Here is an 11,525-nt window from a genome sequence, read left to right as displayed (position 1 = left end):
GGGCAACTCTTCATTGCCACATCAATACACCGGACAGTTATATCGGTTGCTCAGCAAAGCGGATGTTTCCAAGTTGGAAACCCTACTGCATTCCCTATTTGCTAGTATTCCCTATGACTGGCAACGCAACAACGCCATTGCCCAATACGAAGGCTATTACGCCAGCGTGTTCTACAGCTACTTCGCAGCCCTTGGTTTAGACATCCGCCTTGAAGACATCACCAATAAAGGCCGCATTGACATGGCGGTGTTGTTTCATCAACACGTGTATTTGTTTGAATTCAAAGTGGTCGAAGCGACACCACAAGGCAAAGCCTTACAACAACTACAGGACAGAGGCTATGCCGAGAAATACCGCAGCCGAGGTGAGCCGATTCACTTAATCGGGATTGAGTTCAGCCGTGAACAGCGGAATGTGGTGGGGTTTGAGTGGGTGACACTGATGGTGAAAGATTGAGCTGTGCATGAGCAAGGATGCCTCATGCACAAAATTTTTTTCGTAAATTAAGCCGCTTGTGTCAGTTGGAAGTACCACTGATGATGAGGTTCTTCTTCATTTTGTGCGACTGCGCTGGTTTGCTGTGTGGCATGGCGTAACCAATGTGTTGCCATAGCTGCATCAGCATTCACCCCAATTCCATATTCATAACATTGCGCTAAACGAAATTGTGCTGCGATTTGGTTTTGTTCGGCGGCCTGTTGATAGTGGCCCACGGCTTGGCACTCGTCTTGGATAACACCGTGGCCATATTCATAGCACAAACCTAATTGGAACTGAGCATCTGCATCACCTTGTGCAGCGGCTTTTTCAAACCAAAACACAGCGGCTTGGTAATGCTCTGGTAAATGTGTTTGTTCGCTGTAGTACATGCCTAAGGCAAATTGTGCGCTGACATGGTTTTGTTCAGCTGCTTTGCGATACCACACTGCTGCAATATCCACTTGTTTTTCCACGCCCACACCGTAGGCATAGCACAGCCCAAGGTGATATTGCGCGGCAGCATGATCGAGTTCTGCAGCTTTACGATACCAAAACACGGCTTGTTCGTATTGCCATGTTTCATCGTAGTGCATGGCGATACGAAATAATTCTTCCCCTGCTTCTTTGTGGAATCGTAAGTTGTTGAAACACATAAAGTCAGTTCCCAAAAGAGGTGCTTAATGAGTGTGCTGCTTGCTTAAATCGCAAAACGAACAGTTGTTTTGCTGTAATCATCTCAATAATTTTGCAACAAGGATTTGCGCTAAATCATTATTTGATAATTTTAACAAAGAACATAATGTTCTGTCACATCATTGTTATGCTTTTGTGCTTTGTTGTCTAGTCATTACTGTATCGTAATAGTCGAAGGCCGTTTAAAACCACTAAAAGACTGGCACCAACGTCTGCGAACACTGCCATCCACAGCGTGGCATAGCCAAGGAAAGCGAGTAGTAGAAATACGGATTTAATCAGTAATGCTAATAAAATATTTTGTTTTAGCGCTCTTCGGGTGTGTTGGCTGAGCTGGATAAAGGTGACAATCTTGTGTGGTTTGTCGTCCATGATGGCGACATCAGCTGTCTCAAGCGCCGTTGCTGTCCCTGCCGCTGCCATAGCAAAACCAATATCTGCACGCGCTAAAGCAGGGGCATCGTTAATGCCATCGCCGACCATACCGACTGTGCCATGAGAGTGTTGTAATTTTGCAATAGCCTGCCATTTTTCTTCTGGAAGAAGGTTGCAAACGACTTCTTTGATGCCTGTGGCCGCTGCAATGTGGTTGGCACTGGTTTGATGATCGCCAGTCAGCATCACCGTATGAATGCCTTTGTCACTTAAGGTGCTGATGGTTGTGGCACTGTCGTCGCGCAGGCTATCTCGTAGCGAAAAGATCGCAACAATTTGTTCTGTATGACCAAGCACGACAACGCTATCCCCTGTCTGCTCTATTTCACTCAGACGATGTGCGGTGGCAGTTGAAACAGGCACAAAGCTTTGCAACCAACTTGCTTTGCCAAGAAAATAAGAGACCCCCTCAAGCTTGCCGTAGATGCCTCGACCGGCTTCAGTGTGGAAATCTTGAATGTGCTGTGTTGCTAGAAGTCCATGCTGTTGTTGTGCTGCCTGATAAATGGCTTGAGATAAGGGGTGTTTGCTGTGTTGCGCAAGCTGAGCCGCCAGCAACAACGCGCTATCCTCAGAATAGGGTGCGAAGACAGTGATTTTGTGGAGTTGAATACGGCCGCTGGTGAGTGTGCCGGTTTTATCAAAGGCAATGGCACGCAATTGGCTGCCCAATTCTAAGTATTTCCCTCCTTTAATAATGATGCCGCGTCGAGCAGCGGCTGCTAGACCACTGACGACAGTGACGGGGGTGGAGATGACCAAAGCACATGGGCAAGCAATGACTAGCATCACCAAGGCTTGATATAAACCTTGTTGCCAATCGCCACCAAATAGCGGTGTCAGGAGGGCAAGTAAAACGGCCAACAATACGATAATCGGTGTGTAATAACGCGCAAATTGATCGACAAAACGCTGCGTGGGGGCGCGTTCACTTTGCGCTTGTTGAATGGCATCGGCAATACGTTGCAGTGTGCTGTGTTGTGCATCAGCGGTCACAGAGATTTCAACGACACCATCACAGACAATACTTCCGGCATAAACGTCATCACCGGCTTGTTTTTCAACTGGTACGCTTTCACCTGTGATAGGCGCTTGGTTAACACTGGCATGACCATGCTTTAATTTTCCGTCTAAAGGGACGCTTTCTCCCGTACGAATCCGAATGGTTTCACCAATCATCACCTCGCGTACAACCACTGTTTGCCACTGCGAATGTCGATACACTTCGGTTTGCTCTGGCGTTAAACCATGAACAGATTCAATCGCGTGCCGAGCGCGCTCTAAGGAACGCGCTTCGATGGCTTCTGCTAACGCGAATAAAAACACCACCATCGCTGCTTCTGGCCATTCGCCAATGAGCATGGCACCGATCACTGCCAACGACATTAAAAAATAGATATTGATCGTTCGGTGTTTGAGCGCAATCCAACCCTTGCGTAAGGTGGTTAACCCTGCACTACACAATGACAGCAAAGCTAAGCTCATCACCCATAAAGAATTTTCATCTCCTGAGTACCATGCCAAACTTTCTGCAAGCAAAGCCGTTGTTCCCCCGAGGGCAAGTTGCCATTTCAGTTGACGATTGATAGCCGGCGGTAAACTGGGCGGCGTTTGTTGTTGGTCCAGACAAATAGCGTGCATCCCAATCGTGCGTAATTTCTCTGTGATGGGCGTGGTTTCGCTTAACCGGTGGTATACCGTCAGCTCTCGAGCCAGTAAATTAAAAGCAAGATGCTTGATTTCAGGCATCGTGTTTAAGGCTTGGCGAATCAGCTGCTCTTCGGTTGGACAATCCATATTGTCAATGCGATAGCGCACTTTAGGTAGGCTAAGCATCTCGTCATCTGTCATGGCAGTGGTTGGTGAAACTGTCGAACCTGAATTTGGTGTATGGCATTCTCCATGACACCCGCAACTCGCAGTTTTTGCCGAGATAGGTTGTAGCGAAATCACTCGTTTAGATGGGCTGGACATGGTGCAATTCCATACAAAAATTAGCGATGGAATCATTACACACCCTATAGTCGCTATAGGGTCAAGCCGATTGAATAAGGAAGAGTCAAAAATGAAAATTGGTGAACTGGCACGGTTGACAAATTGCGAGGTACAAACCATTCGCTTTTACGAACGCGAAGGTCTCTTACCCATTCCTGAGCGCACAAGCAGTGGTTATCGGGTTTATCAAACACAGCATGTCGTTGCGTTAAATTTTATTCGGCTTTGTCGTGCTTTAGGGATTGGGCTAGCTGATATTCGCCGCTTACGAGATTTGCAAGTTAACCCAGATCTGGCATGTGATGAAATTAACCAGTTGATCGACCAACAAATTCAACGTATTCATCAGCAAGTTGAATCATTGCAAGTATTAGAGAGTCAGCTACGCCAGTTACGGGAAACTTGTCATCACAATCAGAAGGCCAGCGAATGTGGCATTATTCGCCATTTGCAACAGGCGGCAGCGATAACGGTAGCTGAGAAATAAAGGAGCCATTATGTTGAGAGCACTCTCAGCAAAATTATTTAGCATCAATGTAGGTGTAATGATTGTTGTATTGGGTTTGATGTTGCCGATGGTGGCTGAGGCGAAAGGCGGGAAAGGCCGTGGACACAGTGGGCATGCTGCCCATGGTTATTCTCATGGCTATAAAAAAGACAAGCCCAAAAAATATGGCCATGATGCGAAAAAATCGGATGATGATTGCCCATGTGGCACTGGGCGACAGTGTATGGGGCCTCGTGGCGGGATGTTCTGTTTCAGCCCTTCTGGCAAGAAACGCTACTTTTGAAATGCTAGCAAATAAATAGGGGCGCACGGGATTGCGCCCCTATCTGTTTTTGCTATTTAGAGACGGAAGCGCGCGACTAATCCCTTCAGCTCATCACCACGCTGGGTTAAGACATGGATGGTTTCAAGTGCTTGTTGCAAGCTGGCATCGGTTTGTTGTGCCATGACATTTACCTGATCGGCGCTATTGGCCATTAAATTAGTGGCTACGCTTTGCTCGGCGGTTGAAGACGTGATTTCCTCCATGCGTGAGGAAATTTCCTCAGTGTTGCTCTTAATTTGTTCCACTTTTGCAGCGGCGTTGCGTGATAGTGAAACACCTGATGAAACCTTATCACTGGTGGCTTGGGTATGGGTAATTGCTTCACTGGTGCAGCGAATCACCGTATCAATCATGCCGGCAATTTGGATGGTGGCGCTGGCGGTGCGCTCGGCCAATTTACGCACCTCATCTGCCACCACAGCAAAGCCACGGCCTGAATCACCCGCGCGTGCGGCCTCAATCGCAGCATTCAGGGCCAACAAATTGGTTTGATCGGCGATATCGTGAATCACATTCACAATGCCTTTAATTTGCTCCGATTGACCAGACAAATCACCCATCACATGATGTAACGATGAGACTGCGTCGAGAATTGATTGCACTTCGCGTTCGACTTCGGCCATCGCGTGATAGCTTTCCACCGAGTGATGATGATTTTGTGAAACCAATTTCTCAGTTTCACCGACATGATCGGCGATATGGTTGATACTGACGGTGATTTCTTCGATGGTGGCGGCGGTGGCAGATAATTCACGCGACTGAATCCGTGAGTCTTCGGCGATACGTTCAGCCACATGATTTAACTGTACGGCATCGCCTGCCAATGCTTCAGACTCTTCTCGTACGGTAAGAAACATCTCGCGTAGTTTGGCGACAAACTGATTAAATGCTTCGGCAATCTGTCCCACTTCATCATGACGATGAACTGGCAATTGTTTGGTTAAATCACCCTGTCCGCTAGCCACTTGTTGCATTGCACGATGTAGCGCACCCAAACCCGACAACATTTTAGCAATACCGGCGTAAGCAAGGATGGTCGCCAACACTAAGCCAAGTACCGCAAGGCCAATCATTACCAACACCAGTTGTTTCACTGGTGCCATTGCTGCTGCTTTTGGGACCACCACGCCGAGTACCCATGTTGTTTTAGGAATGGCGTAAAAAGCGGTCATGGCATGGTCGCCATTCAGATTCAATTCTTGAATCACCCCCGCTTTGTTAATCATATTGAGGTCGAACGTGCTTGGGCGAAGGTGATAATCGGGCGTTTGGTAGCAGCATCGATATACGGGGCGGTGGCGATAGGATCGTTGGTTTCTTTTGCCGCAACATACCAAGGCCGCCCAGTGGGGTCGTAACCGGGAGGAACAGGAACAGCTTGGCTAAATTGCGTCATGGTTTTATCGGGTTGGCCAACATACACATCATCAAACCCCCCAGCTTGCTTGGCTTGATCTAAAATTGGCTTGAGTTCGCCTGTGCCAAAGCGCGGCAAAATGGAACCGACAATTTTTTGCCGACTGTCTACCCATTCACTGACAAAACTGACCTTGCCCTCGGCTGCCATGGTGATTTGATTGTGAATTTCTTGTTCCACCGCATCGCTCATCTTCCAATAAGCCACAGCACAGAACAGAATCGATAAACAGGTCAGCACTAATAAAACAAAAGCCATCAGTCGTGCGCGTAATGACATGATCGGTATCTTCCTTGGTGAGAGGTGGCGCTAGTTAGGCGAGCGCCACCCTGCATTATCTTGTGTGAGTATAAACAACTCCAGTTATCGACAGATTGTGCTTTTTTATTATTTTTATTTTTTATCTGCGTTAAATACTTAGTTGATATTACTTTATCACATACTTGATTTTTTGCTACCAGCAATGGCTAGAATGGTGATTCTTGTTGTGACAGTACCATTGTCTTGATGATGTTTTCCCCCGACCTATCCACGATGTCCCTACTTTGGTCGCACACTGAATAGAAGCTTGTTGTACAGTGATGAATACGCATCACGCAATTTTTGCTGTGGTTTGGTGATGCGATAAAAATAATTTTTCGAGGAGGCGGGACGATGCAAGACATGCTTAACTCATTCTTTGCTTTAGAAGGCACACAGTTCCAAAGTTTGCCCTTGTTCTTAACCAGCTTAGGCATCGGCCTGTTATTGGGAATTGAACGGGAACGGGTGAGCAACACCCCCGCTGGCATTCGAACTTTTATGCTGACCAGCTTTTTTGCCACCGCTTTGGGCTTGGTGGGGCAACTGTCTGGCTTGAACTGGCTGGGCGCGGCGGGGTTCTTTGTGTTGGCGATGGTAGTGAATCGCGGGTTGGGTGGGGCTGGTGGCGGACATGTCACCACACAGATCGCGCTGTTGGTTACCTATGCCCTCGGTTTGTTGGTGTGGTTTGAGTTGACCGATTTAGCCGTGGCGCTGGCGATTATTGCAACCTTAGTGCTGTATCTGAAACCAGAATTGGTGCATGTCAGCCAACGCTTATCACGGCCTGATTTGCTGTCTTTGCTGCAATTTGCCGCCGTTTCACTGATTATTTTGCCGATTTTACCGGATAGAGGCTTTGGCCCCTATCAAGCCCTTAACCCATATAACATCTGGTTGATGGTGGTGTTAATCGCTGGTGTAGGCTGGGCTGGTTATGTTGCCGTGATGATTATTGGCGAAAAAGCGGGTGCGGCATTATTAGGTTTGTTGGGGGGCTTGGTTTCGAGCACGGCAACCAGCATGACCTATGCCCGTGAAGTGAAAGCCAATCCTGCCAGTTTAGCGTTTTCAGCAACCGTGATTTTGCTGGCAAATTTGGTGCTGTTTCTGCGTTTAATCGGGATTGCCGCTGTCTTGTCGCCTTCTTTGGTGATGACTTTATCGCCAGTGATGTTGGCCGGTTTTATCAGCGGTATCTTATATGTCTTGGTATATCGCTTTCGCGCTGCCAAAGAACCTGCTGGCACCGGCATGGAACTGCGTAATCCAACAGAAATGCGTACTGCCCTGATTTTTGGTGCAATTTATGCAGCAGTGATGTTCTTCTCGGCGTGGTTATCAGATCTATTTGGTAATAGTGGGCTGTATTTAGTGGCATTGGTGTCTGGGATTAGCGATTTAGACGCGATTGCCTTGTCATCACTCAATATGTTCAATGCGGGTAAGTTGGTGCCAGAGCAAGTGGTGATGGTAGTGTGTTTGGCGATTATGGCGAACTCGGCGTTTAAGTTTGGCTTGATTGTGTCATTGGGCGGTAAAGAGTTAGCTAAAGTTTGCGCGCCGATGTTCCTGATTGCCGTGGGTGCCATGTTTATCACTGCATTTGTGTGGGCCTAGTCGATTCGCTTTCGCTACACAAAAACCTTGCCTGATAGCCAATATCAATAGACTATTTTGCCTGTCGCTATGATACCCGAGTGCTTTACTCGGGTATTGCCTGCGGCTATACTGTTACCACTCTTGATGCCAATAAGCAGACGAATTCAATGACTTCTATTTCTCCTTCTTCGACCGCCATTCCTGATGTCCAAAGCTCTCCTGATACGCGCAATCTTGCGATCAATAAAGTAGGGATTAAATCACTACGCCATCCAGTGAAAGTCGCCGACCGCAGTGGTGGGGTACAACATACTGTCGGTATGTTCAATATGTATGTGTTTTTGCCGCATCATTTCAAAGGCACGCATATGTCACGTTTTGTGGAAATTTTGAATCAACACGAACGTGAAATCTCTGTCGAATCGTTTGAAACCATCGTTCGCGAAATGGTGGAGCGTTTAGAAGCCGAATCGGGCTATCTTGAAATGACCTTCCCTTATTTCGTCAATAAAACGGCACCGGTCTCGGGCGTGCAAAGTTTGCTCGACTATGAAGTGACTTTTGTCGGTGAAATCCGTGATGGCGAATATCGTTTCTCGATGAAAGTCTTGGTGCCCGTGACCAGTTTGTGCCCATGCTCTAAGAAAATCTCGGCTTATGGTGCCCATAATCAACGCTCGCATATCACCATCACCGCCCGCACCGCTGGCCATGTGTGGATTGAAGAGATGATTGATATTGCCGAAAAACAAGCCTCGTGTGAGTTGTATGGTTTGTTAAAACGGCCAGATGAGAAATATGTCACCGAACGTGCCTACGACAATCCTAAATTTGTCGAAGATTTGGTGCGTGATGTAGCCGCAGCGGTACAAGCGCATCCGCAAGTGGTGGCATATGTGGTGGAATCAGAAAACTTCGAATCTATCCACAATCATTCTGCTTATGCCTTAATTGAGCATAATTTTAATTGAGTTATGCCTAGCTTGACTGATTAGCCTCGCGGCGCGTGGTCTTGCCCTGCGCTTGAATCTTGCATTGCACAAGCGGATAATCCGCCACTGTCCGTCACGGTGGCGGATTTTTCATGTCTTACTCATGATGTCTTCACTTCTATAGACCCGCCTACTCATGGATATCAGTCACTATCTGCTGATTCTCGTCAGCACTGTTCTGGTGAACAATGTCGTCTTAGTCAGAATTCTTGGCCTATGCCCATTTATGGGTGTCTCAAAGAAACTCGAAGCGGCGCTTGGTATGGGGGCCGCCACGACTTTTGTTCTCACCTTGGCTGCGGGGTCGAGCCATCTTATCAATCAATTATTGGTGGCTTTTGAGCTGGAGTATTTACGCACTTTGTCTTTTATTTTGGTGATTGCTGGCATTGTGCAATTTACCGAGATGGTGATTCATAAAACCAGCCCCGTGTTATATCAAGTGCTGGGTATCTATCTGCCCCTGATTACCACCAACTGTGCCGTATTAGGGGTGCCACTGTTGAATGTGCAAGAACAACATACGTTTGCCGAGGCCTTAGTATTTGGTGCGGGCAGTGCTTTGGGTTTTTCTTTGATTTTGATTTTATTTGCTGCAATGCGGGAGCGATTGGAAGGGGCTGACGTGCCAACGCCATTTAGAGGGGCGGCGATTGCCTTTGTCACCGCTGGTTTAATGAGTTTGGCCTTTATGGGGTTTGGAGGCTTGGTCAAATGACAGCCATCTTACTTGCCCTCGCTGTGATGGCTATTTTGGCGGTGGTGCTCGGCGGTATTTTGGGCTTTGCCTCGGTACGATTCAAGGTTGAAGGCGATCCGCTGGTAGAAAAAATTGATGCCGTATTGCCGCAAACCCAATGTGGTCAATGTGGCCATCCGGGATGCCGTCCTTATGCCGAGGCAATCGCCCACGGTGAAGATGACATCAATAAATGTCCACCCGGGGGTGAGGAAGGCATCCGTAAGCTTGCCGAATTGCTTGGAGTCGAGTTTAAGCCGTTTGATGAGGGTGCCGCTCAGCCAAAACCTAAGTCGGTTGCTGTCATCGATGAAAACACCTGTATTGGCTGTACCTTGTGCATTCAGGCCTGTCCGGTGGATGCTATCGTTGGTTCGGCAAAACAAATGCACACCATTATTGCCAGTGAATGCACCGGCTGTGAACTCTGTCTGGCTCCCTGTCCTGTCGATTGCATTCATATCGTGCCCGTTGGCACTACCGTGAAAAATTGGAAGTGGCGTTATCCTGTATTTGCCTTAAAGCTGGTTCGTCCCTCTGCCACGACAGAAAGCTCGTCTTGATGAAATTGTATGATTTTCATGGCGGCATCCATCCGCCCGAGTATAAACACCTGTCCAATCAAACTGCTATCCGCCAGCTCCCGCTGCCGCCGACCTTGGTGGTGCCGCTGAGTCAGCATAACGGTAACCCCGCCAAACCCATCGTCAATGTTGGCGAAAAGGTGTTAGCTGGCCAAACCCTCGCCAAGGCTGATGGTCATGTCTCGGCCGCTATTCATGCGCCCACCTCGGGGACTGTGGTTGAGATTGCCATGCGGCCCTTTGCCCATCCTTCTGGACTACCCGATTTGGCGATCGTGATTGAGCCAGATGGACAACAACAATGGATAGAAAAACAACCGCTTGATTGGCAACACGCCGACACAGCTCAGTTCAAACAGCATTTGCAAACAATGGGGGTGGTCGGTTTAGGCGGTGCGGTGTTCCCTACGCACTTAAAAGTCGGCGATAAATTACAACATCTGGTGATTAATGGCGCTGAATGTGAGCCATTTATTACCTGTGATGATTTGCTGATGCGTGAACGTGCTGCTGACATCGTGGCGGGTGTCGATATTCTGCGGCAACGCTTACAGGCAGAACAAACCTTAATTGGGGTGGAAGACAATAAACCCGAGGCGATTCGTGCCTTACAACAAGCCTGTGCTGGGTTGCCGATTGAGGTGGCGGTTGTGCCGACTAAATACCCAAGTGGGGGGGCAAAACAACTGATTCGCCTGTTAACTGGCAAAGAAGTCCCACACGGAATGCGCTCAACTGATTTGGGTGTGCAATGTTTTAATGTCGCCACTGCCTATACCGTATGGCGGGCGGTGGCGTTGGGTGAACCGGTGGTATCGCGTATTGTGACTTTAACCGGTGCCGTTAAACAGGCTGGTAATGTAGAAGCCTTGATTGGTACGCCGTTAGCGTGGTTGTTGCAACAAGCCGAACCTACCCTCACCGGCCAATATGGTGTGGTGATGGGAGGGCCAATGATGGGCTTTGAATTGCCCGATTTACAAGCCAGCCTGACCAAAGCCAGTAACTGTTTGATTGTCAAAGACCCTGCGCTATTTCCACCACGGCTAGCCGCCTTGCCTTGTATTCGTTGTGGCGCGTGTGCCGAGGCATGTCCGGCACAGCTGCAACCGATGGATTTATATTGGTTTGCGAAAGCAAAAAATCTTGGCGCGGCGCAAGAAAATGCCTTGTTTGACTGTATTGAATGTGGGGCGTGCAGTTATGTGTGCCCAAGTCAGATTCCTTTGGTCGATTATTACCGTTTTGCCAAGAGTGAAATTTGGGCGGCAGAGCGCGAGAAAAAAGCCGCTGATTTGGCGCGTACACGGCATGAATTCCGCCAATTCCGTTTAGAGCGTGATAAGGCAGAAAAAGCAGCGCGCTTAGCTGCGAAAACCGCAACGCCATCGCCTACAGCGGCACCGCAAGCGTTGGATGACAGTAAACGCGCAGCGATTGAAGCGGCGATG

General features: G+C 48.3%; 12 protein-coding genes. 8 read left to right on the top strand and 4 right to left on the bottom strand.

The window, feature by feature from the left end; genetic code table 11:
* Nucleotides 1-457: PD-(D/E)XK nuclease domain-containing protein (locus ACTBZS_RS11695; protein ID WP_463044250.1), on the top strand; the 457-nt coding region annotated here is incomplete at its 5' end.
* A gap of 47 nt (nt 458-504) precedes the next feature.
* Here the strand turns inward: ACTBZS_RS11695 and ACTBZS_RS11690 are convergent.
* Nucleotides 505-1,134: a tetratricopeptide repeat protein gene (locus ACTBZS_RS11690; RefSeq protein WP_460429592.1), complete on the bottom strand. Its 630-nt coding sequence runs from the start codon at nt 1,132-1,134 to the stop codon at nt 505-507.
* Nucleotides 1,135-1,321: 187 nt separating this feature from the next.
* Complete coding sequence (locus ACTBZS_RS11685; RefSeq protein WP_463044249.1) at nt 1,322-3,583, bottom strand: heavy metal translocating P-type ATPase; 2,262 nt, start codon at nt 3,581-3,583, stop codon at nt 1,322-1,324.
* Between the two features lie 91 nt (nt 3,584-3,674).
* Between ACTBZS_RS11685 and cadR the strand changes: the two genes are divergently transcribed.
* Nucleotides 3,675-4,091 carry a Cd(II)/Pb(II)-responsive transcriptional regulator gene (gene cadR, locus ACTBZS_RS11680; protein WP_463044248.1) on the top strand — a complete coding sequence of 139 codons (417 nt, stop codon included), beginning with the start codon at nt 3,675-3,677 and terminating at the stop codon, nt 4,089-4,091.
* Between the two features lie 10 nt (nt 4,092-4,101).
* A complete protein-coding gene (locus ACTBZS_RS11675) occupies nt 4,102-4,395 on the top strand; it encodes a hypothetical protein (protein ID WP_463044247.1) in 294 nt (97 codons plus the stop codon).
* A 56-nt stretch (nt 4,396-4,451) separates the two neighbouring features.
* Here the strand turns inward: ACTBZS_RS11675 and ACTBZS_RS11670 are convergent, their stop codons facing one another.
* Complete coding sequence (locus tag ACTBZS_RS11670) at nt 4,452-5,663, bottom strand: methyl-accepting chemotaxis protein (RefSeq protein ID WP_463044246.1); 1,212 nt, start codon at nt 5,661-5,663, stop codon at nt 4,452-4,454.
* Nucleotides 5,660-6,133 (bottom strand): hypothetical protein, encoded by a 474-nt coding sequence (locus ACTBZS_RS11665; RefSeq protein WP_463044245.1) that lies wholly within the window; start codon nt 6,131-6,133, stop codon nt 5,660-5,662. Before ACTBZS_RS11665 ends, ACTBZS_RS11670 begins: the two co-directional genes overlap by 4 nt.
* Before the next feature lie 375 nt (nt 6,134-6,508).
* Here ACTBZS_RS11665 and ACTBZS_RS11660 point away from each other — a divergent pair, with 375 nt between their 5' ends.
* From ACTBZS_RS11660 to rsxC, 5 genes are all read left to right on the top strand, one after another.
* Complete coding sequence (locus tag ACTBZS_RS11660) at nt 6,509-7,777, top strand: MgtC/SapB family protein (RefSeq protein ID WP_463044244.1); 1,269 nt, start codon at nt 6,509-6,511, stop codon at nt 7,775-7,777.
* Between the two features lie 149 nt (nt 7,778-7,926).
* Nucleotides 7,927-8,730 carry a GTP cyclohydrolase FolE2 gene (gene folE2, locus ACTBZS_RS11655; RefSeq protein ID WP_460429597.1) on the top strand — a complete coding sequence of 268 codons (804 nt, stop codon included), beginning with the start codon at nt 7,927-7,929 and terminating at the stop codon, nt 8,728-8,730.
* A gap of 157 nt (nt 8,731-8,887) precedes the next feature.
* Entirely contained in the window at nt 8,888-9,469 is a 582-nt protein-coding gene (gene rsxA, locus ACTBZS_RS11650; RefSeq protein WP_022654711.1) for an electron transport complex subunit RsxA, read from the top strand.
* Entirely contained in the window at nt 9,466-10,053 is a 588-nt protein-coding gene (gene rsxB, locus ACTBZS_RS11645) for an electron transport complex subunit RsxB (RefSeq protein ID WP_460429598.1), read from the top strand. The genes rsxA and rsxB overlap by 4 nt, the downstream gene beginning before the upstream one ends.
* Nucleotides 10,053-11,525, top strand: a 1,473-nt coding sequence (gene rsxC / locus ACTBZS_RS11640) for an electron transport complex subunit RsxC (protein ID WP_463044243.1), incomplete at its 3' end; no start/stop codon positions are given. The genes rsxB and rsxC, both read left to right, overlap by 1 nt.

The sequence above is a fragment of the Aquaspirillum sp. genome, assembly GCF_055136605.1.
This window is presented reverse-complemented; position numbering and strand designations above follow the sequence as displayed.

What these genes read in the sequence shown, in the direction of transcription:
- ACTBZS_RS11690 (WP_460429592.1), bottom strand. Translation starts at nt 1,134, where the DNA reads ATGTGTTTCAACAACTTACGATTCCACAAAGAAGCAGGGGAAGAATTA.
- ACTBZS_RS11685 (WP_463044249.1), bottom strand. Translation starts at nt 3,583, where the DNA reads ATGTCCAGCCCATCTAAACGAGTGATTTCGCTACAACCTATCTCGGCA.
- cadR (WP_463044248.1), top strand. Translation starts at nt 3,675, where the DNA reads ATGAAAATTGGTGAACTGGCACGGTTGACAAATTGCGAGGTACAAACC.
- ACTBZS_RS11675 (WP_463044247.1), top strand. Translation starts at nt 4,102, where the DNA reads ATGTTGAGAGCACTCTCAGCAAAATTATTTAGCATCAATGTAGGTGTA.
- ACTBZS_RS11670 (WP_463044246.1), bottom strand. Translation starts at nt 5,663, where the DNA reads ATGATTAACAAAGCGGGGGTGATTCAAGAATTGAATCTGAATGGCGAC.
- ACTBZS_RS11665 (WP_463044245.1), bottom strand. Translation starts at nt 6,133, where the DNA reads ATGTCATTACGCGCACGACTGATGGCTTTTGTTTTATTAGTGCTGACC.
- ACTBZS_RS11660 (WP_463044244.1), top strand. Translation starts at nt 6,509, where the DNA reads ATGCAAGACATGCTTAACTCATTCTTTGCTTTAGAAGGCACACAGTTC.
- folE2 (WP_460429597.1), top strand. Translation starts at nt 7,927, where the DNA reads ATGACTTCTATTTCTCCTTCTTCGACCGCCATTCCTGATGTCCAAAGC.
- rsxA (WP_022654711.1), top strand. Translation starts at nt 8,888, where the DNA reads ATGGATATCAGTCACTATCTGCTGATTCTCGTCAGCACTGTTCTGGTG.
- rsxB (WP_460429598.1), top strand. Translation starts at nt 9,466, where the DNA reads ATGACAGCCATCTTACTTGCCCTCGCTGTGATGGCTATTTTGGCGGTG.